Annotated in this window: 19 protein-coding genes and 5 tRNA genes; 17 read left to right on the top strand and 7 right to left on the bottom strand. The window is 40.2% G+C overall.

Going from position 1 to position 26,996, the window contains the following annotated elements; all coding sequences use genetic code 11:
- Positions 1-31 precede the first annotated feature (31 nt).
- Together BTO08_RS01880 and BTO08_RS01875 are read right to left on the bottom strand one after the other, a co-directional pair.
- Positions 32-3,157, bottom strand: coding sequence for a multidrug efflux RND transporter permease subunit (locus tag BTO08_RS01880; RefSeq protein ID WP_105059655.1), 3,126 nt, complete (start codon positions 3,155-3,157; stop codon positions 32-34).
- Positions 3,157-4,242: an efflux RND transporter periplasmic adaptor subunit gene (locus BTO08_RS01875; RefSeq protein ID WP_105059654.1), complete on the bottom strand. Its 1,086-nt coding sequence runs from the start codon at positions 4,240-4,242 to the stop codon at positions 3,157-3,159. Before BTO08_RS01875 ends, BTO08_RS01880 begins: the two co-directional genes overlap by 1 nt.
- Before the next feature lie 180 nt (positions 4,243-4,422).
- Here BTO08_RS01875 and BTO08_RS01870 point away from each other — a divergent pair.
- The 6 genes from BTO08_RS01870 to BTO08_RS01845 all read left to right on the top strand — a co-directional run bounded on the left by BTO08_RS01870 (position 4,423) and on the right by BTO08_RS01845 (position 6,958).
- Positions 4,423-4,507, top strand: a tRNA-Tyr gene (locus tag BTO08_RS01870).
- 66 nt (positions 4,508-4,573) lie between these two features.
- Positions 4,574-4,658: transfer RNA gene (locus tag BTO08_RS01865), tRNA-Tyr, on the top strand.
- Positions 4,659-4,725: 67 nt separating this feature from the next.
- Positions 4,726-4,810 (top strand) — tRNA-Tyr (locus BTO08_RS01860).
- Positions 4,811-4,878: 68 nt separating this feature from the next.
- Positions 4,879-4,963 (top strand) — tRNA-Tyr (locus BTO08_RS01855).
- Between the two features lie 66 nt (positions 4,964-5,029).
- Positions 5,030-5,114 (top strand) — tRNA-Tyr (locus tag BTO08_RS01850).
- Positions 5,115-5,323: 209 nt separating this feature from the next.
- Positions 5,324-6,958, top strand: a complete 1,635-nt coding sequence (locus BTO08_RS01845) for a response regulator (RefSeq protein WP_105059653.1) — start codon at positions 5,324-5,326, stop codon at positions 6,956-6,958.
- 95 nt (positions 6,959-7,053) lie between these two features.
- Here BTO08_RS01845 and BTO08_RS01840 read toward each other — a convergent pair whose 3' ends face one another.
- Positions 7,054-7,296 (bottom strand): GlsB/YeaQ/YmgE family stress response membrane protein, encoded by a 243-nt coding sequence (locus BTO08_RS01840; protein WP_105059652.1) that lies wholly within the window; start codon positions 7,294-7,296, stop codon positions 7,054-7,056.
- A gap of 472 nt (positions 7,297-7,768) precedes the next feature.
- Between BTO08_RS01840 and BTO08_RS01835 the strand changes: the two genes are divergently transcribed.
- The 3 genes from BTO08_RS01835 to grxB all read left to right on the top strand — a co-directional run bounded on the left by BTO08_RS01835 (position 7,769) and on the right by grxB (position 10,242).
- Positions 7,769-8,530 carry an SDR family NAD(P)-dependent oxidoreductase gene (locus BTO08_RS01835; RefSeq protein ID WP_105059651.1) on the top strand — a complete coding sequence of 254 codons (762 nt, stop codon included), beginning with the start codon at positions 7,769-7,771 and terminating at the stop codon, positions 8,528-8,530.
- A 188-nt stretch (positions 8,531-8,718) separates the two neighbouring features.
- Complete coding sequence (gene xthA, locus BTO08_RS01830) at positions 8,719-9,525, top strand: exodeoxyribonuclease III (RefSeq protein WP_105059650.1); 807 nt, start codon at positions 8,719-8,721, stop codon at positions 9,523-9,525.
- Positions 9,526-9,591: 66 nt separating this feature from the next.
- Entirely contained in the window at positions 9,592-10,242 is a 651-nt protein-coding gene (grxB, locus tag BTO08_RS01825; RefSeq protein WP_105059649.1) for a glutaredoxin 2, read from the top strand.
- 71 nt (positions 10,243-10,313) lie between these two features.
- On the opposite strand, the gene BTO08_RS01820 is transcribed toward grxB, so the two are convergent.
- The 4 genes from BTO08_RS01820 to BTO08_RS01805 form a co-directional block, all read right to left on the bottom strand.
- On the bottom strand, positions 10,314-11,003 hold the full coding sequence (locus BTO08_RS01820) for an ABC transporter permease (protein ID WP_105059648.1): 690 nt from the start codon (positions 11,001-11,003) through the stop codon (positions 10,314-10,316).
- Between the two features lie 5 nt (positions 11,004-11,008).
- Complete coding sequence (locus BTO08_RS01815; RefSeq protein ID WP_105061294.1) at positions 11,009-11,749, bottom strand: ABC transporter permease; 741 nt, start codon at positions 11,747-11,749, stop codon at positions 11,009-11,011.
- Positions 11,750-11,847: 98 nt separating this feature from the next.
- Positions 11,848-12,624: an ABC transporter substrate-binding protein gene (locus tag BTO08_RS01810; protein ID WP_105059647.1), complete on the bottom strand. Its 777-nt coding sequence runs from the start codon at positions 12,622-12,624 to the stop codon at positions 11,848-11,850.
- Positions 12,625-12,742: 118 nt separating this feature from the next.
- Positions 12,743-13,513 (bottom strand): ABC transporter ATP-binding protein, encoded by a 771-nt coding sequence (locus BTO08_RS01805; RefSeq protein WP_105059646.1) that lies wholly within the window; start codon positions 13,511-13,513, stop codon positions 12,743-12,745.
- Between the two features lie 908 nt (positions 13,514-14,421).
- Here BTO08_RS01805 and focA point away from each other — a divergent pair.
- From focA to BTO08_RS01760, 8 genes are all read left to right on the top strand, one after another.
- Entirely contained in the window at positions 14,422-15,288 is an 867-nt protein-coding gene (gene focA, locus BTO08_RS01795; RefSeq protein ID WP_105059644.1) for a formate transporter FocA, read from the top strand.
- 60 nt (positions 15,289-15,348) lie between these two features.
- Positions 15,349-17,622 carry a formate C-acetyltransferase gene (gene pflB / locus BTO08_RS01790; protein WP_105059643.1) on the top strand — a complete coding sequence of 758 codons (2,274 nt, stop codon included), beginning with the start codon at positions 15,349-15,351 and terminating at the stop codon, positions 17,620-17,622.
- Between the two features lie 309 nt (positions 17,623-17,931).
- Complete coding sequence (gene pflA, locus BTO08_RS01785; protein WP_105059642.1) at positions 17,932-18,672, top strand: pyruvate formate lyase 1-activating protein; 741 nt, start codon at positions 17,932-17,934, stop codon at positions 18,670-18,672.
- 595 nt (positions 18,673-19,267) lie between these two features.
- Positions 19,268-21,022 (top strand): formate--tetrahydrofolate ligase, encoded by a 1,755-nt coding sequence (locus BTO08_RS01780; RefSeq protein WP_105059641.1) that lies wholly within the window; start codon positions 19,268-19,270, stop codon positions 21,020-21,022.
- 280 nt (positions 21,023-21,302) lie between these two features.
- A complete protein-coding gene (locus tag BTO08_RS01775; protein ID WP_105059640.1) occupies positions 21,303-21,809 on the top strand; it encodes a YfbU family protein in 507 nt (168 codons plus the stop codon).
- Between the two features lie 247 nt (positions 21,810-22,056).
- Positions 22,057-23,307, top strand: a complete 1,251-nt coding sequence (locus tag BTO08_RS01770) for an ABC transporter substrate-binding protein (RefSeq protein ID WP_105059639.1) — start codon at positions 22,057-22,059, stop codon at positions 23,305-23,307.
- Positions 23,304-25,688 carry an ATP-binding protein gene (locus tag BTO08_RS01765; RefSeq protein ID WP_105059638.1) on the top strand — a complete coding sequence of 795 codons (2,385 nt, stop codon included), beginning with the start codon at positions 23,304-23,306 and terminating at the stop codon, positions 25,686-25,688. Before BTO08_RS01770 ends, BTO08_RS01765 begins: the two co-directional genes overlap by 4 nt.
- Positions 25,678-26,952 carry a sigma-54-dependent transcriptional regulator gene (locus BTO08_RS01760; RefSeq protein WP_105059637.1) on the top strand — a complete coding sequence of 425 codons (1,275 nt, stop codon included), beginning with the start codon at positions 25,678-25,680 and terminating at the stop codon, positions 26,950-26,952. The genes BTO08_RS01765 and BTO08_RS01760 overlap by 11 nt, the downstream gene beginning before the upstream one ends.
- The last annotated feature ends 44 nt before the right edge of the window (positions 26,953-26,996 follow it).

Genomic DNA, 26,996 nt, shown 5'->3' with positions numbered 1-26,996 from the left:
TCTTTAATAGCGTTCTCTATAACGAGAACATCTATTTAGGTAAATCACCATGGCTAATACGCCCTGTGTAATCATGCTGTAGCTCTTTTTCTAACAAGCTTTCGACATGACCTGGTGATTTAGTCTTACCTGCTATTAAGCGGTACATTGCAGGAATAACAAACAAGGTCACTAAGGTCGCGAACGCCATACCGAAGAACACCACAGTACCTACAGAGATGCGGCTTTCAGCCCCCGCTCCCGTAGAGATAATCAGCGGAATTGCACCAAATAAAGTCGTAAATGCTGTCATTAATATTGGACGCAGACGACGTACTGACGCATCAATGATCGCTTGTTCAAACTCAATACCTTTATCCCGCAATTGGTTGGCAAATTCTACAATCAGAATACCGTTCTTGGTTACCATACCAATAAGCATGATCATACCAATTTGGCTGTAGATATTGAGCCCTTGCCCCATTAACCACAAGCCAGCTAAACCACCGAAGATCCCCATAGGAACTGTCAGCATCACCACCAGCGGGTTTACAAAGCTTTCAAACTGCGCAGCAAGAACTAAGTAAGCCACTAGCAAGGCTAAACCAAAGACAATGGCAATACTGCTTTGATTGTCTCTAAAGTCTTTCGACTCTCCCGCATAGTTAATAGTAATATCCGATGGTAACTTCTCTATCGCTTGTTGATCCAAGAAATCCAACGCTTCCCCTAAGGTGTAACCTTCAGACAAATTCGCCGTTAACGTAATCGATTTCTGTTTCTGGTTATGGCTAAGCTTCTGCGCTGAGGCGACTTCATCAATCGAAGCAACAGTATCAAGCGTGACAAGTTGACCATTTTTCGCACGTAAATAAATCTGACTAAGATCAGCGGAGCTATTAAAACGATTCTCGTCACCACGCAGGTAAACATCGTATTCTTCACCACGCTCAACAAAAGTAGTTTCACTTCGTCCGCCCAACATCACTTCCAATGTTTCTGCAATATCTGAAACCGGAATACCTAAATCCGCCGCACGTTGACGATCAATATTAACCATCAATTCAGGCGTGGTTTCTGCGTAATCTAAATCAACCCCTTCCATTATTGGACTGTCTTCTGCAATGTGTTTTAGCTCCGATGCCAACTTAAACAACTCTTGATAATCAGAGCCACCGAGTACAAATTGAACCGGCTCAGAAGAACCACCACGAAAGCCTGGCATTATTGGAATAACACGCACATCAGGAATTCCCGTTAGTGCTTTACTCACCATGCCTAATGCTTGTTGTGCCGATACTGTGCGATCTTGCCAATCTTCTAACTGCATGATCACAAAACCAGTTTGATCTCCTGCTCGACCACCAAATGCAGGTGATTGGATACTGACAGATTTCAATACGCCTTTGCCCAACATTGGCAGCAAACGGCTTTCAACTTCATCCATATTGCCGATCATACGGTTATAACTGGTACCTTCTGCACCTTTCACAAAGGCAAACAATACACCGCGATCTTCTTGTGGCGCTAATTGAGCAGGGATTACCTTCATCAACGCGGCACTTGCGCCAATACACGCTAATACAACAATCGGTGCGATAAAGCGTTTTTTAACAGCAAACGTAACGCCTTTGCGGTAGACATTTTCAAGCTTATCAAACTGACGATTCACCCATAGGTTAAAGCGAGTTGGTTTTACATTGGCTTTTAAGATTTTACTCCCCATTACAGGCGTTAAAGTTAACGCAATTAATGAAGAGAAGATGACCGCCATCGCAAGCAATACTGAGAACTCAGTAAATAAGCGTCCTACCATGCCTTCCATAAAGGAAATCGGTAAGAACACCATCACCAGTACCGCTGTGGTCGCAATCACCGCAAACCCCACTTCACGGGTACCTTTATACGCGGCAAGCAATGGTGATTCACCGCGCTGCATGTGATGGAAAATATTTTCAACCACCACAATGGCATCATCGACCACCAACCCGATAGCAAGAATTAATGCCATTAAGGTCAGCAAATTGATAGAAAAACCAAAGAAGTACGCGGTAATAAACGCTGAAATTAATGATACAGGCACCGTTACCGCTGGAATTAAGGTTGCGCGTGCTTGTCCAATAAAGACATAAAGCACCAAAATAACCAAAGCACCCGTGACTAATAATGTGCTGTACACTTCACTGATTGAGCGCTCTATAAATACCGTCGCATCATAATCAACCGTTAAACTCGTCCCTTCAGGTAAGAACTTCTGCATTCGCGCGACTTCTGCGCGAACATCTTTTGCCACTTCTAATGGGTTAGCATCAGACATAGTGACAATGCCTAAACTTAAGTTAACGACCCCGTTGCTTTTAAAGGTTGAATTTTCGTTTTCTGCACCAATCGCAACATCAGCCACATCTTTTAAGTAAATCGGCGTACCATTTTCTGTGGTTCTAACCGTCAGGTATTTAAAATCATTGGCCGTTCGGTATAAACGTGCTGTTCGCACAGCCATCACGGTTTGGTCATTACGTACTTCACCACCGGGTAATTCAACGTTTTCATCACGTAACGCGTCAATAATATCTTTGGTGGTAACGCCACGACCTGCCATTAATTCAGGTTTCAGTTTTAGGTACATCACCTTATACAGGCCGCCACTTAAACTGACTGAACTCACCCCATTAATTAAGCTGAAACGATCTTCTAATACCCGCTGGGCGTAATCAGTTAACTGCGTACGATCCATCTCTGATGAAGATAAATTGATATAAACGGCAGGCTCACCTGAACCATTGTCTTTAGATACAATAGGATCACTCGCATCATCAGGTAGACGCCGTTGAGCACGGGCAACCGCATCACGCACATCACTGACACCTTCGGTAAGGTCCCAATCCATCGAAAATTCAATTGAAATACGTGACATGCCATTTCGTGTGATCGAGGTGATATTGTCAATGCCACTAATACCTGACAACTCATCTTCGATCGGAGTGGTGACTTGGCTTTCCATTACCGTCGCTGATGTTCCGTCATATGTAGTCATCACGGTAACAACTGGGCTTTCCACATCAGGCATTTCTCTTATAGCTAATTTAGAGAAAGACACCACACCAAACACACATAGCAATAAACTTAAAACAATGGCAACAACAGGGCGTTTAACCGAAATGTCTGATAACCACATTAGCTGCTAGCTCCATGCTGAGAATCACTCTTTTTTGTTGTTATATCCGAAACTTTTATTCCATCTCGCATATTCACTAATCCTTGAACAACAATACGATCGCCAATCTCTACGCCCTTATTAACTACCACGGTATTATCAATACGAGCACCAAGATCCACCTCAGTTCGATGAACTTTTTGTTTATCGTCAACAAGGTAAATAAAACGTTTAGTACCTGAATATTCAATCGCTTGAACCGGAATTACCGCTTTAGGTTGTGGTACAAAACCGATATCAGCTGCTAACAACATTCCTGGCTTAAGTGCATTATCTTTGTTATCAAATACCACTCGAACTTTGATATTTAAGGAATCGGTTTGAACACGTGAGTCAATCGCTTGTACTTCACCATTAAACACACGATCAGGCCATGCTTGGCTTGTTGCGATAACTTTCATTCCCGGTATAAGGTGAGAGAGATATTGTTCAGGAACAGGAATGTCTAATCGCATTGTCGAAAGATCGTCAAACGTCAGCAGTTCCACGCCTTCAGCAACACGATGACCTTGGCTGAAATCAAAGAGTCCAACTGTGCCATTAAAAGGCGCGCGGATCATATGATCATTAAGCTCGGCACGCGCCGCTTTTAAACGAGCTTGAGCGATATTGACACTGGTCGTCTGCGCATCAATTTCAGTTTGGGTGATCGCACCACGTTTCACTAAGCGTTTAAATTCGTTTAATTTACGTTGCTCATCATTGAAATAGGCTAGAGCTTCATCAAAAGCCGCTTTCGCTTTGTCATCATTAAGTTGAATTAATAGCGTGCCTTTTTGAACACGTTGATTTGGCTTAACCTCGATGTTTTTAATCTGTGCAGATGTTTCTGCTGCAATATTTACAGAGTGCTCAGCTTGCAACTTTCCGGTTAAAGAAAGTGATTGAGCGATAGGCATAGAAGAGACCGTTCCCGTCGTGACACTCACAACACGGCTAGATCGCGCACCCTTCTTTTCTTGCGCAGCATGAGAGGTTCCCTGAAAGTAGAAGTAACCACCAGATAACACTGCAGTTACTAATATTGCTACGGCCATTTTTTTCATTATTAACACACCATAAATAATCCTGCCGCAATCATATCTGAATCTACGGTTTAGCAACGTCAAGAAATGTAAATATAAGCAACAATTGGTAATCTGATGAAAATTCAGGCAAACACTCAGTATTTAAAAGAAAAGTCTTTACAGGATCCGAATGTTTGCTATTATCCGCTCCGCACTTGTGGTGGGGTTCCCGAGTGGCCAAAGGGAGCAGATTGTAAATCTGCCGGCACTGCCTTCGAAGGTTCGAATCCTTCCCCCACCACCATCTAATTTGAAAAGTTGTCGCCACTGACGTCTTTTCTGGCGAAAGCCAAATATAGCAATACCCTGTGGTGGGGTTCCCGAGTGGCCAAAGGGAGCAGATTGTAAATCTGCCGGCACTGCCTTCGAAGGTTCGAATCCTTCCCCCACCACCATCTAATTCGAAAAGCTGTCGCACTGACGTCTTTTCTGGCGAAAGCCAAACAAAAAGCAAGACCCCGTGGTGGGGTTCCCGAGTGGCCAAAGGGAGCAGATTGTAAATCTGCCGGCACTGCCTTCGAAGGTTCGAATCCTTCCCCCACCACCATCTAATTTGAAAAGTTGTCGCCACTGACGTCTTTTCTGGCGAAAGCCAAACAAAAAGCAATACCCCGTGGTGGGGTTCCCGAGTGGCCAAAGGGAGCAGATTGTAAATCTGCCGGCACTGCCTTCGAAGGTTCGAATCCTTCCCCCACCACCATTTAATTCGAAAAGCTGTCGCCACTGACATCTTTTCTGGCGAAAGCCAAATGTAGCAATACCCCGTGGTGGGGTTCCCGAGTGGCCAAAGGGAGCAGATTGTAAATCTGCCGGCACTGCCTTCGAAGGTTCGAATCCTTCCCCCACCACCATCATTTAAACCAGTAGCTTAGGCTGCTGGTTTTTTTCTATCTATACCTTTACTCCCTCTTAAATATTTCCCCATCTAAGTTCTAAATTTGTACGTAAAAAAATTGCTATAATTTCATTATATGATTACTTTTATTCATGACATTTAATAATGAACAATATGCATATTAAATGTAATAAACATCAATAATAACAATTAAATGGATAGTATATGGCGTTTGGTTTCACGGAATTAGAACAAGAAAAGTGGAACACCATAAAAGTACTCATCGTAGATGATCAGCTCTCTTCTGCTCAACTCGTTAAAAGTGTCTTAGATAAAATTGCGATCAAATCAATTGATATAGCGACCTGCTACCAACACGCTATTCAGTTATGCCAAACCCAGCGTTATGATCTAATTTTGTTTGATTTCCATCTTAATCAAAATATTAATGGTGGTGAGTTACTGTCTTTACTCAGACAGCAAAACCTTATTCGTTCAAATTGTGGAATCATCTTTTTTTCTGGAGATCACTCACCAGAAGTCATTTCAACCACAATGGGAATAGAGCCTGATTGTTTTCTTACCAAACCCATTAATGTCGGCACCTTAAAACAACGAGTGATCAGTGTTTATAAAGTTTGCTTACACAGAGAGCCAATATATCAGGCTTTAGATAAGCAAGATCATCAACAAGCAATACAGTTATGCCGTCATTTACTCCGAGAGCAAGGCCATAATCTGCATATAGAAACACTTTTACTAGAGCTACTTATCGAAATAAAACAATGGCAGCAAGCAGAGCAATTATTACTTTTATTTAAGCAACGATCTCAACACCATAAGTTATCATTGATTGAAGCAAAACTTGCGACAAAGAAAGGCTATCACCTCGAAGCGATTAACCGACTAAAACGGTTAATTAAACATGTCCCTCTTTGTGTCTTTGCTTATGATGAACTAGCATCCCTTTATCAACAAAATAACCAAGTCGATAAAGCTCAAGAAGTCGCCATGCAGGTACTCACCTTAACACCAACCATACCGCATCGAGCTTTAACTGTTGCTCAATTATCTGCAGATATGAATGATATTGATAACTTTCTGCAGGCTGGGAAAACATTAGCAACACATCTACCGATTATTGATAAGTTATGGCTAGTACACTTTGCTGAATATACCGCTATTTTCGAGCAAATTTACACAAACCAATTATCAAACCAGCATAACCATCGACTACACACTGCTATTAAAGATATTCATCACTTAGCTCAGCTAAGATTACAGGGTGAAAAAAAGCAACATTTAGACGCCTTCGCCAATATTGCACTGGCTCGTCTCTACCACATAGATAAAAAGATCCAAAAATCCAAAAGGCGTTTACTAAAAGGATTAAGTCCATTTTTCGGTGTGATGCTTCAAGCTCCGTCAATAGTCATGATCGAAGCACTTCCTATGCTTATCAGTTATGGTGAAAGTCGTTTAATTGGAGAGATATACCAAGTATTAATGACACGATCTGAACTTGATGAACACAGTCAGCACCGTTTAAATGAATTAAAAGAGAAACAGCTTATCATTGAAAATGTACGTTTACTTGTGAGCCATTTAGAAACAGCAAAAGCTAATTTGATACAAGATCCCAAACGAGCCGGTGCGCTATATCAAACAATTTTACATGATTACCCGCAGTGTAGTGAGGCAATGCTCGGTTACTGTGAAAGCTTATTCAATCAGCAAGCTTATAATCATCCAGATATCCCAAAAAGCTTAAAACAACTAAAAACCATCGAGTTACCACAACCGTTAGCTGATTGGAAAAAAGCCTTGATAGAGAAATTATCCTCTCCACTGGTGGTATGATAAATAAAAAAAATAAAAAATATAAAAGCCTAACGTAAGTCGTTTCTAAACGAACACATACTACGTTAGGCTTTTTCGCATGATTCAATCGTTAATTAACGGATAAAACGGTTATAAATAAATAGCAGCACTAAAGCACCGACGGTGGCAATAATAATGCTACCAAGCAAACCTGATGCACCAATACCCAACAGTGAACCGAGGAAACCACCAGCAAAAGAACCAGCAATACCTAAACCACATGTAGCAATCCAACCGCCACCATCATTTCCAGGCATCAACCATTTCGCTAGCGCACCAGCAATAAGCCCAACAATAATCCAAGTGATAATAGACATGATATTTTCCTTAGTCAGTGACAGTAACAAGGTAGTTACTGCACTATATTGATAGAAATACTATTTAAAACAATATCTTTGATTATTTCGTATTCAACCAGCATAAGCTGGATAACTCACTCAGCACAAGTAAAGTACTTATTTTTTATCTCTTTTTATCATGACCTAAATTTCCAACTAGAAATAGACTGTTATTAACAATCTAATATATTGATTTTTAATAACTATATTTCATCACCCAATTAATATTAAATTCTTCCGCAAAATAATAAAACACTGATTTATTTATTTGACAGACTTACCACGATGAGTATGTGAACAGATTATTTAAATATATTTCAGAAAAAACAACATTATATTTAGCTATTCCCCCCTTCTTGATACTCAAAAAGAATAAGTGATCTTCATCACAAACGTGCATCGGTGAGAGACTTAATATAGCGCCACTATTTGTATGATGTAAGAGCTAGCAATGAACAGATTTGAAGGAAAAGTTGTCATTATCACAGGTGCGGGTAATGGTATGGGTAAAGCTGCGGCACACCGTTTTGCCTCTGAAGGCGCAATTGTTGTTCTAGCAGATCTTTATCAGGACGCACTAGATAAAGTACACAGTGAGTTAATTGCAGAAAAAACACTGTGTGTTAAAACCGATGTTTCAAATGAAGCTGAAGTAAAAAACCTTATTGATCAGACCATTGAGAATTTCAATAAGATTGACATCTTAATCAATAATGCTGGCGTACATATTCCAGGCACAATATTAGACGGTAGTATTCAAGATTGGGAGAAGATCTCTAGCGTAAATATTAATGGTGCTATTTACTGCTCTAAATATGCATTACCTCACTTGATCAAAAGCAAAGGCTGCATTGTTAATAATGCCTCTGTTTCTGGTTTAGGTGCTGACTGGGGTGCAGCTTACTACTGCGTATCCAAAGGCGCTATTGTTAACTTAACTCGTGTACTTGCACTGGATTTTGGCCTACAAGGTGTGCGTGTTAACTCTGTATGCCCAAGCCTAGTGAAAACCAATATGACTAATGGCTGGCCAGAAGATATTCGTAATAAATTTAACGAACGTATTCCGCTTGGTCGTGCAGCAGAACCTGAAGAAGTCGCAGCGGTAATGAGCTTCTTAGCAAGTGATGATGCAAGCTTTGTAAACGGTGTTAACCTACCTGTCGATGGTGGTGTTACCGCTTCTGATGGTCAACCTAAAATCGTTGCTTAATTTAAAATAACACCTACCGAAGGCGGCTCTTTATCTTTCTCGTCGCCTTCATTTCTTCCACTTCTATTCGCTTAATATCGATTAACCTCATCGTTTATTTAAAAGAAATAGGCTCTACCAGCGTTAAATATCTATGTTAGTATCTTTGCTTATCCGTAATTAAAAACTGACAGAAATCGGAATAAATGATGAAAGTTATCTCCTTCAATATCAATGGGCTACGCGCTCGCCTTCACCAACTTCAAGCCTTAATTGAAAAGCATCAGCCGGATGTGATCGGCTTACAAGAAATCAAAGTACATGATGAAGCCTTCCCTTTAGCGGATGTTGAAGCGATGGGCTACAAAGTTTACTTCCATGGTCAAAAAGCCCATTACGGTGTTGCAATGCTATGTAAGCAAGAGCCAATTAGCGTACAAAAAGGCTTCCCAACCGATGATGAAGATGCCCAACGTCGAATGATCATGGCCACCTTTAAGCAAGACAATGGCAAGAACATCACTGTAATGAACGGTTATTTCCCACAGGGCGATAATATTAAGCACGAAACAAAATTTCCTGCAAAAGAGAAGTTCTACGCTGATCTGATGAATTACCTAAATACTGCCCACACTAACGATGAAGAATTGATCGTGATGGGCGATATTAATATCAGCCCTACGGATTTAGATATCGGTATTGGTCCTGCTAATGCTAAACGCTGGCTAAAAACGGGTAAATGCTCATTCCAACCAATTGAGCGTGAGTGGTTACAAACCTTGCTAGACTGGGGTTTTGTCGATACTTTCCGTCAACTTCACCCAACAGCCGATGATAAATACTCATGGTTTGACTACCGCTCGAAAGGCTTTGTTGATAATCGAGGTCTACGCATTGATGTTATTCTTGCGACACCATCACTAGCTGAGCGCTGCATTGAGTCCGATATCGACTACGAATTACGTGGTATCGAAAAACCCTCTGATCACGCACCTATTTGGTCTGTCTTTAAATAATCAATAAAAGGTGAGTCTCTACTCACCTTTTTTATCTTCACTCTACTTCACCACAAGGGACTAATTATGAAGTTGTTTGTATTTGATCATTGCCCTTTCTGCGTAAAAGCAATGATGATTGCGGGCTTAAAAAAAGCCGATATTGAATTGGTTTACCTACAAAACCACGATATTGATGCACGTATCGAAAAAGTAGGCGCTAACATGGTGCCTATTTTACAAAAGCCAGATGGTAGCTATATGGCTGAGAGCCTAGATGTCGTTAAATTTATCGACAACAACGATGGCTGTCCTGTTTTAGCGCCGGAAGTACATCAAGATGAATTAGTACAATGGACTGAAGCGGCACGAGATTGTGTACCTTACCTACTCTACCCACGCTGGCTAAAAGTAGATCTACCAGAGTTTCAGGTTGAAGAGGCAAAAACGTGGTTCTACAACAAGAAAACACCAATGTTATCCGTCAGCTTTGAACAAGCCTTTGAAAACTCTTCGCACTACATTGAGCTGACCAATAAAGCGCTGCAAACATTGGAATGGGTAACACTGCCTTCTGAGCGAAGCAACCAGCTTAGCTATGATGATATTCATCTATTTCCAATGCTACGTAATTTAACTGTCGTGAAAGGGATCCAATACCCAACTCGCGTACGTCAATACATTGATGAAGTTGCAGCACTGACTTCTGTCCCACTTTATGATGATGTGGCGGTGTAAAAAAGAGCGTAGATAAAACAAAAAGCTCAGCATCTATCATTAGCATGCTGAGCTTTTTCTATTCAACTTTATTAATCTGTTATTTCAGTTAATGGCTGTAAATGGCGTAAATACCGCGCTTCAAGTTTTTTAAATACCCAGATTATGGCAAACGTCAGCACCATGTAACAAAGCCCAGCAAACAAGAAAGATTCAAACGGCGCGTAGTAACGAGAGTTTACAATTCTCGCAGCTCCTGTTAAATCAACAATCGTCACAATACCAGCAACAGCAGAGCCATGAACCATGAAGATCACTTCATTACTGTATGCAGGTAGCGCTCTTCGTAATGCACTAGGAAGGATAATACGACGAAACGCTTTAAATGGGCCCATACCATAAGCTTTCGCCGCCTCTATCTCACCTTGCGGCATACTATTAATAGAGCCTCGAATAATTTCAGCGGTGTATGCGGCAGTATTTAAAATGAAAGCAACTAACGCACAGAACCATGCTTCTTGCCACATTGTGCCCTGAACATTGATAACTTGGCTTAATCCGTAATAAATAAGATAAAGCTGAATCAATAGCGGCGTACCACGAAAGAAATAAATATATGCCCAAGCTGGAAACGAAATAAATTTATTACTGCTATTTCGCATCATTCCTATGGGGATCGCGCAAATTAAACCGATCACTAGCGAAACGGTGACCATCCAAACTGTGGTGTAAAAACCTTCTAGATAGATTTCCCAACTTTCTGTAAAAATACTAAAGTCCATTAGCTCTACCTCGTCGGAATACTGTATTTACGCTCGGCCCAATTCAGTGCCAAGGTTGAAATAGAGGTAAAGATCAAAAACACAACCGCAATAGTAAAATAGAACGTAAACGGTTTTTGGGTGGTTCCTGCAGCCAATGCCCCTTTACGCACCATATCATCTAAACCAATGATAGAAACCAGTGCGGTGGTTTTTAATAACACTAACCAGTTATTACCAAAACCAGGTAAAGCATGACGGATCATTTGAGGCAGCAAAATTCGACGAAAGGATAAAAATGCACTCATGCCATAGGCTTTACCCGCTTCAAGTTCACCTTTATCTACCGCTAAAATCGCACCTCTAAAGGTTTCTGCCATATAAGCACCAAAAATAAAGCCTATTGTCAGAACACCAGCAACAAAGGGGCTGATCTCGATATAATCAGGAAGGTAACTTGTCCATTCGTGGTTAGGATCAGATTGAGTAAAAGAATTATTCAACCATTCATTAATATTATACAAGCTATCATTAAGTAGCATTTGACCGCCGAAGAAAATCAGCATCATCAATACTAAATCAGGAATACCACGGATCACCGTGGTGTAAAGTGTGGCGATAGCACGCGCCCAACGGTAAGGTGATAGTTTCGCTAAAGCGCCTAACATACCCAGTGTTGCTGCTAATAAAAGAGAAAGCAGTGCCACTTGTATTGTTATCATCGCCCCTTGGGCTAAAGACCATCCATATCCATATAAATCGAACAACGTCATACTCCTTCATTGTTCGAATAAGAGAGCACTTAACTTAGCCCTTTGACGAACTCGCCAAACTAGAAGCTAGGTGCTCTTTATTCATTTATGACTTACTGACCGTAAACGTCATATTTGAAATACTTATCAGCGATCTGCTTGTATTGACCGCTTTCACGAAGTGCAAGAATCGCTTCATCCAGTTTTTTGGTTAGATCTTTGTCTTGTTTACGCACGGCAATACCAAAACCTTCACCGAACCATTTAGGATCCGTTAATGATGGACCGATAAATTCAAAACCTTCACCACCGTCTTTATTTAGCAGACCTTCTTCTAGTGCTGATGCATCACCTAATACGCTAGCAATACGACCGGCTTTTAAATCTAGGTAAGCTTCGTCAAATGAGCCATAACGAACAATTTCAACAGACTCTCCAAAGTTATCCGTTAAATATTTGTCATGAGTCGTTGCACGTTGAACACCAATCTTAACGCCTTTAAGCCCTTCTTTAGTAAAGTCGAGATCGGTACCTTTTTTCGCCACAAATTTATTTGGGATCAACGCATACTTGCCAGTAAAATCAATTTTCTTTTTACGCTCTTCGGTAATAGACATCGCAGCAATAATTGCATCGTATTTACGAGCAAGCAGTGATGGAATAATGCCATCCCAATCTTGGGCTACAATTTTACATTTCACCTGCATTTGCGTACAAAGCGCGTTTGCCATGTCCACATCAAAACCTTTCAGCTCACCGTTTGGCTCAGTCCAGCTAAAAGGAGGGTAAGCGCCTTCAATACCAAAACGCACTTCTTTCCACTCTTTTGCTTGGACTGCTGATGCCCCCATCGCTGAAATTAATGTTGCGGCTAAAATCCATTTTTTCATATCGCTTCTCCTGCTACGTTTAATTGTTCACAACAAGCCATGCTGTGAACCTTGTACTATTCGTACGGTTATCTAATCACAGAGATGTTTCTCTATGGCTTAGTCGATAACCCTAAGTTTAGTAAATAGACGAAATAAATTGCTGCAATCTTTCAGATTCAGGCTGGGTAAATAGCTTATCGGGGTGACCTTGCTCTTCAACAATGCCTTGATGTAAGAACATCACTTGATTTGAGACGTCGCGGGCAAAAGCCATTTCATGAGTAACTACCAGCATGGTACGGCCTTCTTGCGCCAAGTCTTGCATTACACCTAACACCTCGCCTACCAGTTCAGGATCTAAGGCAGATGTCGGTTCATCAAACAACATCACTTCAGGATCAACAGCAAGGGCTCGAGCAATCGCAGCACGCTGCTGCTGACCGCCAGATAAATGGGCAGGATAATAATTACGGCGTTCAAATAAGCCCACTTTTTTGAGTAAGGCTTCCGCTTTTTCAATCGCTTCTGCTTTAGGGACACCAAGCACATGTACCGGCGCTTCAATCACATTCTGTAATACTGTCATATGAGACCATAGGTTAAAGCCTTGAAATACCATGGCTAAACGAGCACGAATGCGCTGAACTTGTTTATCATCAACAGGCAAATATTCACCGCGACGATTATTGTGCATTTTAATTAATTCACCATTAACCCAAATTTCGCCTTGGGTAGGAGTTTCAAGTAAATTGACACAACGTAAAAAAGTACTCTTACCTGAGCCTGATGAGCCAATAATAGAGACAACATCTCCTCTTCTTGCCGTCAGCGAAATACCTTTTAATACTTCATTGTCACCAAAAGATTTATGCAGGCTCTTAATTTCTAGCGCCACGTCATCCTTCATGTGCGCATACTCCTGTCCCTTTAGAAATTATCTACTTCTCGTATATCAATTTTATAGCAAAGCACGACATTTCATTAAAAATCATCTTTTTTGAAAGTATCATCTGAAATTCACGATTGCAACATTTCATTAACCTAATCGACATATACCAAACAGCACCATAACCTGCCATTATATCCACATAAATAGCATAAATACTCAGTTCTGTTTTTATATTCATTTTCCTTATAAGCAGGAGAACTGTCTTTTTTGATTGATTTTACAAAAGGATAAAAGGCTAACTGGTAAGATTTGAGCAATATTTTATTTTATGTCTATTTTATTGACTCAATATTGACGAAAAAATAACAGGTATCTTTATAGTGTTTTTTAACAAGAGCGAGGATGATCTAAAATTCGCATTCTAATATTGCTCTGCTATGTTTGTTTGAAGAATAAAAATGACTCAATTCTGCATATTATTGTAAGTCTTTCTATTCATTATCTCGCCTGTGTTTTGTGAGCTTTAACAATAAAAACAAAATGGCGTTACATTAAAAGAGGTTGTTCATATTTTTTAGTAACAATTAAATTTTTTTTGAATATATTGGTTTTATTTAACGTCACATATACGTTAAACAAAACCAATAAAAACCACAATCTATTGATAATAAAGACATATTTGTTTTTAGCATATTAAAAACAGTTAAATGTAATAAAATTACATTAAAATTTTTTTTAGTTTTATCAAAAAAATTATATCGTTAATTTTCAAAGAGTTAAAACTCTCAGTGATATCATAATATGTCTAATTTTGTTATAAATTTTCACAGCAATGATCTAGGTCAAATATATGATTCGTCACCTTTGGTATTATCTCCTCAGCGAATTAAATCTCACTTCAACTCAATTAAAGAGCACCTGAGAAAATGGAAAATAATTCTTTCGACTCGTTAATGCCACCAGCTATGGCACATAAAGCTGAAGAAGTCGGTGTTTACAAAGCGACTAAGCACCCACTACAATCTTTCTTCTTAGCGATTACCGCTGGTGTTTTCATCTCTATTGCATTTGTGTTCTACACAACTGTCACTACAGGTGCAGGCGATATGCCATGGGGCATGGCAAAATTCGTTGGTGCATTAGCATTTAGTCTTGGTCTTATTTTAGTCGTTATTTGCGGCGGCGAGCTTTTCACTTCTTCTGTTCTCACCACTGTTGCCCGTGCAAGTAACCGCATCACAACAGGTCAATTATTACGAAACTGGGTTGTTGTCTATATTGGTAACTTCATCGGTGCATCTTTCTTCGTAATTTGCATTTGGCTTGCAAAACAACACCTTGGCGACAGTGGCCAATGGGGTATAACGGCAATGAAAATTGCTCAACACAAACTGCACCATACCTTCGGTCAAGCCGTAGTACTTGGTATGCTATGTAACTTGATGGTGTGTTTAGCAGTTTGGATGACATTCTCTTGCCGAACAGCAACAGATAAAATCATGGTTATGTTGCTACCCGTTTCGATGTTCGTTGCATGTGGTTTTGAACACAGCATTGCAAATATGTTTATGATCCCAATGGGTATCGTTATTCATAACTTTGCATCACTAGAATTTTGGACTATGACGGGCGTAGACCCTTCACAGTTCGCAGATTTAACAGTTAACAATTTTGTTATGAACAACTTAATTCCAGTCACCATAGGTAACATTATCGGTGGTGGTTTCTTAGTTGGTCTAACATACTGGGTTATTCACCGTCGTCCGGAACTTAAAGGCAATAAAAAGCACTAAATTCTAACGTCGGTAACACGTATTTTTTTCTACTGAAATAGATAGATAGGTAGGTATACAATGGCAGAGCAATTTGCTGGATGGGAAGGCTTTACAGCTGGTGATTGGCAGAACGAAGTAAACGTTCGTGACTTTATCCAAAAGAACTACACTCCTTACGAGGGTGACGGCTCTTTCCTTGAAACAGAAGCAACTCCAGCTACAGCGAAACTTTGGGACGCTGTAATGGAAGGCATCAAGCAGGAAAATGCGACTCACGCACCTGTTGATTTCGATACAGATGTTGCCTCTACTATCACTGCACATGATGCAGGCTACATTGAGAAAGAACTAGAAACTATCGTTGGTCTTCAAACTGACGCGCCTCTTAAGCGTGCTTTGATCCCTAACGGTGGTATCCGCATGATCGAAAACTCATGCAAAGTATACGGTCGTGAATTAGACCCTATGCTTAACAAGGTTTACTCTGAACTACGTAAAACACACAACCAAGGTGTTTTCGATGTTTACACGCCTTCAATCCTTAAGTGTCGTAAGTCTGGTGTTCTAACTGGTCTTCCTGATGCATACGGCCGTGGTCGTATCATTGGTGACTACCGCCGCGTAGCACTTTACGGTATTGATTACCTAATGAAGGAAAAACTAGCTCAATTCGCTTCTCTAGAAGAAGAGTTTTTGAATGGTGAAGACCTTCAAATGACGATGCAACGTCGTGAAGAAATTTGCGAACAGCACCGTGCACTTGGTCAAATCAAAGAAATGGCTGCTAAATACGGTTGTGATATCTCACTTCCAGCTGTTACTGCACAAGAAGCTATCCAGTGGACTTACTTCGGCTACCTAGCTGCTGTTAAATCACAAAACGGTGCTGCAATGTCTCTAGGTCGTACTTCGACTTTCCTAGACATCTTCATCGAGCGTGATATCGCCGCTGGTAAGATCACTGAAGCACAAGCGCAAGAAATGATCGACCACTTCGTAATGAAACTACGTATGGTTCGTTTCCTACGTACGCCTGAATACGATGAGCTATTCTCTGGCGACCCAATCTGGGCAACAGAATCAATGGGTGGTATGGGTCTTGACGGTCGTACACTAGTTACACGTACTAACTTCCGTTTCCTAAACAGCCTATACACTATGGGTCCTTCTCCAGAGCCAAACATCACTGTTCTTTGGTCTGAAAAACTACCTGTAGGCTTCAAGAAGTTCTGTGCGAAGGTATCTATTGATACATCTTCTATCCAGTACGAAAACGATGACCTAATGCGTCCAGACATGAACTCTGACGATTACGCAATCGCTTGTTGTGTATCTCCAATGGTTGTTGGTAAGCAAATGCAGTTCTTCGGTGCTCGTGCTAACCTTGCTAAGACTATGCTTTATGCAATCAACGGCGGTGTAGATGAGAAGCTTAAGATCCAAGTGGGTCCTAAGACTGAAAAAGTAACTGCTGAAGTTCTTGACTACACAGATACTATGGATCGTCTAGATCACTTCATGGATTGGTTAGCAACAACTTACGTTGCAGCGCTAAATGCTATCCACTGGAGCCACGACAAGTACAGCTACGAAGCATCGCTAATGGCTCTACACGATCGTGACATCAAGCGTACAATGGCTTGTGGTATCGCTGGTCTTTCTGTTGCAGCTGACTCACTATCAGCTATCAAATACGCAAAAGTTAAACCAATCCGTGATGAAGACGGTATTGCAATCGACTTCGAAATCGAAGGCGACTACCCTAAATTCGGTAACAACGATGCTCGCGTAGATGACATCGCTTGTGACCTAGTTGAGCGCTTCATGAACAAGATCCGTACTCACAAAATGTACCGTGATGCGATCCCAACTCAGTCTATCCTAACTATCACATCTAACGTTGTGTACGGTAAGAAGACTGGTAACACACCAGACGGTCGTCGTGCAGGTGCTCCTTTCGCACCAGGCGCTAACCCAATGCACGGTCGTGATGAGAAAGGTGCTGTAGCATCTCTAACATCTGTAGGTAAACTACCATTTGCTCACGCTAAAGATGGTATTTCTTACACATTCTCTATCGTACCGAACGCGCTAGGTAAAGATCTTGATACTCAAGAAAACAACCTAGCAGGCCTAATGGATGGTTACTTCCACCATGAGTCTGGTATTGAAGGTGGTCAACACCTAAACGTTAACGTTCTTAACCGCGAAACTCTTGAAGACGCAGTTAAAAACCCAGAGAAATACCCACAGCTAACTATCCGTGTATCGGGTTACGCAGTGCGTTTTAACTCTCTAACTCCAGAGCAGCAAGCTGACGTTATCTCTCGTACTTTCACTGCATCTCTATAATTTAGAGCGTACAGTTTAGTATGTAGGAAGCTTGTTTCCTGATAAAAAACCGGTCTTAATGACCGGTTTTTTTATGTCCACGCTAAACTTTTACCTTGCCTGACTTTGTAAAAACAGTACAAAATTTCCGATAATTCGAACCTCCCTATCTGTATTGGAATCATCCCTCTCAAATTTTTATAAGTTCGCGATAAATTGACACAATATCAATGAATATCCCTGATTTTCATCCAGATATTTCGCTACAATACCTAGGTGGTTTGTAATAAAATAACACTTAAATAAACGCAGCATGCGGAGAAGTAATCAATGTCAGCAACAGGTCGTATTCACTCATTTGAATCTTGCGGAACCGTCGATGGACCAGGTATCCGTTTTATTGTTTTTCTGCAAGGTTGTTTAATGCGCTGTCAGTACTGTCATAACCGCGATACATGGGATACTCATGGCGGTCGTGAAGCAACGGTAGACGAACTTATGCATGAAGCGAAATCATATCGTCACTTTATGAATTCATCTGGCGGTGGTGTTACCGCTTCTGGTGGCGAGGCGATGCTTCAACCTGAATTTGTTCGTGACTTTTTCCGAGCTGCTCAAGCTGAAGGGATCCATACCTGTTTAGATACCAACGGCTATATTCGCAAGCATACTGATGTGGTTGATGAAGTGTTAGACGCAACGGATCTTGTGATGCTAGATCTTAAACAAATGGATGATGGTGTTCACCAAAATCTCGTTGGCGTTTCCAATAAACGCGTACTCGACTTTGCTCGTTACCTGCACCAACGTGGTCAAAAAACCTGGATCCGTTATGTTGTTGTTCCGGGTTACACCGATGACGAACATTCTGCACATCAACTTGGTGAGTTCATAAAAGATATGGACAATATCGAGAAGATTGAACTACTTCCTTACCATCAATTAGGTGAGCACAAGTGGGAAGCGATGGGCTTTGAATACCCATTAGCTGGTGTGAAACCACCAAAAAAAGAAACCATGGAAGCGATTAAAGAAATCCTTTCTAGTTATGGCCATAAAGTGATGTACTAATTCACTTAGCGAAAAATACAAAAAAGCGAGCATTAGCTCGCTTTTTAATATGTATTCAGCAGTAACTATCTTAACGAGACAATGGCAAAATAATCGTCAAAAATGTAATAAAAAATAGCATAATGCCAATCGAAAGTGGTGCTGTATGTTTCAACTTAGTCACGGGCTCGTTCATTGATAGCTTCCTTTAATATTTCTAATGATTTTGATATATGTCAAATTTTAAAGTGTAATGATCAACAAACACACAGCCAATATTGCAACCAGAGTTTTCAGTATTAACTAAGCTCACCTTCTTACTTCTACTCTATATACCGATATACTGCTTCTGCTCTAGTGACTGACTAGTCGCTTTCTTATTCTTTTATTACCTATCTCTAATACTCATTCAATAAATCTTGTATACGGTACAAAACGCAACCAAAACCAGCAGCAATTAATAACAACAAAAACAAATTTAACCATGATAAAATAATAGTATAAAAGAAAAGCAAACGATTGCGTCACTATGGATTGTCTTATCTATAGTATTTAAAACCAATACCACTCATATCACGCAGATACGCATGATTTCTACTGTGAGGATATAGCCTATATGAAAAGCGACATCGATATTTGCCGTGACACCCTACTCTCTCCAATTGAAGACATTGCCAAAAAAGCGGGTATTCAACCACAAGAACTGACACCGCAAGGTTCATTAAAAGCAAAAATAAAACCTGCCATTTTAAATCGGTTAACGGATCAATCAGAAGGGAAACTGGTGGTCGTTACTGCGATTACACCCACACCACTAGGAGAGGGAAAAACCGTTACAACGATTGGTTTAGCACAAGGGTTAGCAAAAATTGATCGCTCAGTGATGGCTTGTATTCGACAACCCTCAATGGGACCGGTCTTTGGCGTAAAAGGTGGCGCAGCTGGCGGCGGTTATAGTCAAGTCGCACCAATGGATAAGCTGAACCTGCACCTTACTGGTGATATTCATGCAGTAACAGCAGCACATAACCTTGCAGCAGCCGCAATTGATGCTCGCTTATATCATGAGTCACGTTTAGGTTATGATCTATTCAGTGAAAAAACCGGATTACCTGCGCTACGTATCGACATTAATAACATCACTTGGAAACGCGTGATGGATCATAATGATCGTGCTTTAAGAATGATCACTATAGGTCAAAATGAACCAGATAAAACCATTAATGGTTTAGAGCGCCATGACGGCTTTGATATCACAGCCGCCTCTGAACTCATGGCTATTTTAGCGCTTGCCGATGATCTCCATGATATGCGTAAACGCATTGGTCGTATTGTCGTCGCTTATGATCTTGATGGTAACCCTGTTACTACAGAAGATCTGCAAGTAGCAGGAGCCATGACTGTCACCCTCTGCGATGCCATTGAGCCCACTCTAATGCAAACCTTAGAAGGCGTGCCCACTCTTATCCACGCAGGTCCTTTTGCCAATATCGCGCACGGAAACTCATCGATTATCGCAGATAAAATCGCATTAAAACTCAGTGAGTTCACCATTACTGAAGGTGGCTTTGGCTCTGATATGGGATTTGAAAAAGCCTGTAATATTAAAGCCCAGCAAGCCAAAAGAGGCCCTGATTGTGCCGTTGTTGTGGCAACATTGCGTGGCTTAAAAGCCAACTCTGGTCTTTACGATTTACGTCCAGGACAAGCTTTACCTGACGGTATTTTTGCCGAAAACAATGATGCGCTGGTTGCAGGGTTTGAAAACTTAAAGTGGCATATCAGTAATGCCGCCCGTTATGGTGTCCCCGTTGTTGTCGCAATTAACCGTTTCCCACAAGATACAGATACCGAATTAGCGCAACTACAAGCTATGATCAAAGCCGAGAGTTTTGAAACATTTGTAGACGTTGCTATCAGTGAAGCCTTTGCTAAAGGCGGTGAAGGCACGATTAAACTCGCAGAGTGTGTAGTGAAAGCCTGCCAACATAAAGCAAACTTCACTCCTTTATATCAACTAAACCAGCCATTAGAAGAAAAAATAATGGCTGTGGCTGAAGTAGGATATGGGGCAAACCATGTAGAGTTATCAGAGGTAGCTCAACAACAATTAGTCAAATTTAAAGCTCTAGGGTTTGATGAACTGGCTATTTGTATGGCAAAGACACCGTTATCTATTTCAACCGACCCTAGTATTAAAGGGGCACCAAAAGGCTTTACCGTCCCAGTACGAGAATTAAAATTGTGTGCAGGGGCTGGATTTATTTATGCTTTATGCGGCAATGTAATGACAATGCCAGGGTTACCTGAAAAGCCCGCATTTATGAATCTTGATATCGATGAGAATGGCAATATTATCGGCTTAAGCTAACAACGGCTAAAGGTTAACAAAAAGGTTGTTGTTGCCGAATGCCCTGCAATAACAACCTTTGAAACGGTGATATTTTATACTCGCCCGACTACAGAGAGAGCTATATTATTTTAACGGTATTGCACGACAACAACCATGACCTTGCAATAATTATGATTTTTCATTTTTAATAATATACTGTAACAAAAAAAGATGCCCATATGGTGTCAGATCAATTTATTTTATACCTAACCTGCTACTCTCAATGGCAGAAAATAAAATATTAATGAGGTTAACTCAAATGGAAATGACCCACGCTCAACGCTTAATTTTATCTAATCAGTACTACTTGATGTCAAAACTGACACCTGAAAACGCAGCACATTATCGTCGCCTTCAAACCATTGTTGAACGTGGCTATGCATTACAAATGCGTGAACTAGATAAAGACTTTGGTAATTTACCTGAAGATGATTGTCGTCAAGTTATCGACTTTATGGAGATGTACCACGCCCTCCAAGAATCATTTAACCTTGAAGATTGTCGTTGTGATGGCGCCAAAGATATAGATCAACGCCGATTACAATTCCTTGGTTTTGATGCTGCTACTGAAGCACAGCTCATGCATTACGTCCGCTTCCTCGTTGATGATGAAGGTTTATATCCTCAGTTTGAAAAAACAGAGCATCGCTTCAATAGCCAAGTCCCGATGCTAGAAAAATACCAACGCATGTTAAAAGTGTGGCGTAACTGTCCACGCCAATACCATTTATCTTGCAACGAAATTCAGCAAATAATCACAGCGTAATTTTTCATTTTTTCCTAAAAAACCGAGTCTATGCTCGGTTTTTTTTATCGCTATGATTTATTTTCTTTCATCTAGATTAATCGCTATAAAGCGCTCATAACGCGTCATATGCACCTATTTTTTGTGAGCTATACCGTAAATTGCTATTGATATAAGGCATAAATTGTTACTGAATGGTATAGGTACATTCCTAATTATCGAAAAATATAAAAGTTTAGTCGAGATACGCTAGGGATTACGGTTTAACATGGTACGCTTCTTCTCCTTCCTCTTTTTTTTCGCCGCGCCAGTACTTGCCCAACCGACTCAGAATTTAATCGTTTTAACGACGTTTTCAGAATCTGTACTAAATCCGATCGTTAAAGAATTTAAACAACAGTATCCAAAAAGCGAAGTTAGAGTCATAGTAAGACGTGAAGAATCAGGGCTTAGGTTACTGCAACAGAACAACCATGATATTGATATTATCATTTCATCATCACCAACCTTCTTCCAACCTCTAATCAACAACCAAAAGTTGTTGCCGCTTAATGAAGCTAAAATCAAACAAACGCCTTCTCAACTTTCACGTAATGTTATTTCCTTTGGCCACACAGGATTCGGACTACTGTGGAATAATAATTATTTAAATAAGAATAACTTACCAACTCCTAGCAGCTTAAAAGATTTGATAAAACCTTATTACTACCGCCACATTAGTATTAGCAGTCCTTATCGTTCAGATACCACCCATTTAATGATTGAAAATATATTGCAGCAATATGGTTGGGTTGAAGGTTGGCGATTGCTCTATCAAATTGGAGGAAACCTTTCATCAGTGGAAACCAGTGCATTTTCACTCAGTGAGGCTATTTCTCGTGGTTTAATTGGTATAGGACCTGTTGTTGATAGATATGCACACACTTATAAAAAACAATTTTCATTTGTTGATTTTAGCTATCAACCACAAAGCCCTTTATTACCCCATTATGTAGCCATGGTAAAAAACAGTCACCATTCACAATTTACGAGAGATTTTGTGAGTTTATTACTTTCACAAGAATGCCAAACCAAATTAACAATTGACGAGCAACTTGCAAATAATAGCGATATTGACCGAGATGAGTTTATTAAAAATACGTTTAATGTTGAATCGTTAGATTACGAGGTAATTCAGCAACGTTCAGGCTTAGTAAAGCATCTTTTTGAACAAACTATTAGTAGTCAGCTTCCCCAACTAAACCAAGTATGGCAATTGCTGCATTCGATTGAAGCCTCATCAAATAAATTAACAGAACAACAACATGCTGATTTTCTTCATGCGAAACACTTGGCTTCAACCTCACCGATTGGCATAGATGATTTAAAAAATAAGATATATCATGAGTTACCTCTATTTAGAGATAACCCGCAAGTTGATTATTTTAGACAGCAATGGCGGGGAAAAATGGCAGCGCAACTTGAGCAAGCCATCGCATTAAGCCACAAGATTATTAACGGGAATCCGGCATTGCAATGATCCGCTATATCAACAAGAAAACCATTGGTAGTCGCCTTATTATGGCGATCATTTTGATGGCATTTCTCACCATTACAGTCAGCCTTATCGCCGTCATCAATTGGGAAAAACTCAGCACACAAATTGAAACGATCACGGATAACAATATGCCAACCTTACAGGCTAGTTATCAGTTAGAGCGCAACACCGCTGAGCTACAGGCGGCATTGAATAATTTGGGCCAAAATACCAACCCGCTCAAGCATGAAACCATCAAAAACAAAATCACGCATATTCTCGATAATATAAGCTTAGCCATTAATAACATTGCTAATCTACACTATTATCCTGCAATAAAATCAGGTCAACAAACGCTTGTAAAACAAATAGATAATTACACAATACTGCTACAACAGAGAAATAGTGGCTTGTTTGCCTTAAAGCAAACGGAAAACAGCTTAAAATGGATCCATCACGATCTTATTGATGAGCTGACACCACTACGCCAAGAAGTTGAGTGGAAACTCAATAACATGAACCGTCACGGAATTAAAAAAGACGCAGTTCAACTTGATGTTGTAAACAATGTTATGAATGAATTCTCATTAATTCAATCTATTACCATCAAAGAAAATGAGCTTCATCAATTAGTAGAAGAGATCGTTCTTCAACGCAAAAATAGAGACATTGAAAACGCCTTTAATTTTATCGGCCATAAAATTACCGAGCTTAATGCTATTAGTAAAAATATAAGTAATTATCCTTCAGCCGTTCCATTTCGCCAATTATTAGAGAGATTTACCACTATCTTAAAACCCGGTGGTCAACTCGAACAGCAACTAAAACTTGATGTCGTTTTAGGGCTGCAAATAGACCGTACTAAACTGGATATTAAACAGCGTCTTTATCAACAAGAAGAAATGATCCAAACATTGGTTGAACATGCGGATAACTCTCTTAAAAATCTAAACGATGAAACACATAGTGCTATTTTCCTGAGTAACACAATGTTATTTGGCGTTGTATTTATCACTATCATACTCACTATTTTTCTCTCGGTTTACCTTGTCGGTAACGGTATAGTGAATCGCTTAAATTTATTGAGTAAAGATTTATACGCGGTTGCAAAAGGCGATCTTAATGCCAAAATTGCAACGACAGGTGAAGATGAGATCGGCATGCTTGGCGATAACTTGCGTGATTTCTGTCAGCAAATGCAAGATATCCAAACTACAAATGCCCTTAACCTGATCAATAACACTCAAGCAAGTATCATCACTTGTAACATGCAGGGTGTTGTTGAATCTGTCAATTTACAAGCTCTGAAGCAATTTAACTTTGATCGTATAAGCCAACACCAAACGTTATGGGATTTATTTGATAGCTCGGTTTCTCATAAACTTATCCAGCTCTTTCATCAAAAAAGCCCATTAAGACAATTAGGTGCATACAAACTCACGGTAACCTTTAGTACAGATCAAAATAACATCTTCTATCTCAGACTCGATTTTCGCGTATTCAAACAAGGAAATCAGGATAAAGTCATAATCACTATGACCGACATTACTGAACAAGAAAAAACCACCCGTTGGCTTGAAAGTAAAGTCACAGAAAAAACGCAGTCATTGATCTTAAGAAACCAACAGCTAAAAGCAGAAATAGAAGATCGTAAACGCATCGAAGGGGATTTAATTGCCACTCAAGATGAGTTAATCCAAGCGGCTAAAATGGTCACGGTTGGACAAACCATGACATCACTCGCTCATGAGTTGAACCAGCCTCTTTCTGCGATTTCGACACGTCTATTTAGTGCGAAACTTGCAATCGATAATCAAAAATATGACAAATTACCTGATAGTATCGAAAAGATAGAAGACTTAGTGACGCGTATGAGTAAACTGATCACTAGCTTACGTAATTTCGCAAAAAAACAATCAGCCACGAATCCGTTAACGCGAGTTGATATTAAAGATTCAATCAAGCAAGCTATCGTCATAGTTGAAAGTCGCGCCAAAGTACAAAAGACAACCATAACAAACACCATTACCACACCGCTTTTTGCTCAAGCAGATCAGGTACAACTTGAACAAGTACTCGTAAATCTACTGGTTAATAGCTGTGATGCTGTCGCTAGCTGTGAAGAACGCCAAATAACAATACTTCAGCTAGAAAGCACAAAAAAAACTATAAGGATCGCAGTTTTAGATAGCGGTAATGGCTTTAGTCATGACATTATTGAGAAATTATTCATACCTTTTACGACAACAAAAGATGTTGGTCTTGGTTTAGGATTAAGCATCTGTGGTTCAATTATGACAAGATTAAAAGGTAACATCTTCCTCGCTTCTGGTCTCACAGGTGGAGCGATGATTGTTTTGGAGTTAAAAAAAGATGATGAGTGATGAAATAAATGTACTGATTGTCGATGACGATCAAGATGTATTAGATGCCTACCAAGAGTTATTAGAGCTGTCAGGCTACAACGTAGCAACGGTTCAAGACTCAACCAAAGTGATTGATATGTTAAATCATAATTGGTCTGGAGTTATTGTGACAGATATGTACATGCCCGGTTTAGATGGCATGGAGCTATTAGAAAAAATTCAAGATTTTGATAACGAAATTCCAGTCATTATCGTAACTGGTCATGGCGATATTCCAATGGCTGTTGACGCGCTTAAAAAAGGTGCGATTGATTTTTTACAAAAACCATTACAGCCTAAAGAACTGATCAAGCTACTAGAAAAGCACCTGCCTCAGCGTAAACAAATCATTGAACAACGTAAAACATTGCACAATACGGCAACCGAGCTACTTCTCGGTGAGAGTCCATTGATTGTAAAAATACGCGAACAATTAAAACAGGTTGTTAATTCAACCAAGGACGCCTTAATTGAAGGTGAAAACGGCACGGGGCGTCATACCGTCGCTAAAATACTTCATAAAAATAGCCCGCTTCATCAAGGCCCGTTTATCGAAATTGATGGCTCAAGTATTACTTGTACACCCGATCTTCAACGTAGCATGATTTCAGCTCGCAGCGGTTGTTTGTGTTTAAGTAATCCACACATTATGCCAATTGAAAGCCAGCAATGGTTATGTCGTTTCTTATTAGAACAAGAGCGACAAGGTAAAAAAGAAGTACGTTTACTTGCTTTATTTACAGGCTCACCCGAGCCATCGGTGGAAAGTGAACAGTTCTTACCTGAGCTATTTTATTTTTTAAGCCAAGTACGTTTTAGTCTGCCGACACTGCGTCAACGTAGTAGCGATATTACCTTTATTTTTAAACACTACTTAAAACAGAGCTGTAAAAAACTTAATAAAGCCTTACCCGCTATTGATAAAGCCTACATCAACACACTCTGTCGCTATGAGTGGCCAGGGAATGTCTTAGAGCTTAAAAACGTTGCAGAGTTATACGCCATTGGCATTGTGAAATTAGCCGGGCAAGAACGTTCTAAACCCCTTGAGCAAATGAGTAGCCCGCTGGATGATTTAGTTGATGGCTATGAAAAACAAGTCATTGAAGATGCGCTATACCTGTTTGCAGGACGTATCAATGAAGTCTCATCCTATTTGCAAATCCCACGTAAAAAGCTTTATCTAAGAATGAAAAAGCATGGGCTTGATAAAGCTGAATATAAAGTAAGACCAAGCCATTAAGCAGCTCTGCCCATCAACACTCCTTGAATATTAGCCTTCTCTAA

This window comes from Photobacterium angustum (genome assembly GCF_002954615.1).
GTDB lineage: Bacteria > Pseudomonadota > Gammaproteobacteria > Enterobacterales > Vibrionaceae > Photobacterium > Photobacterium angustum_A.
Note: the sequence above shows the minus strand (reverse complement) of the source record. Positions and strands in the feature narration are given on the sequence as shown.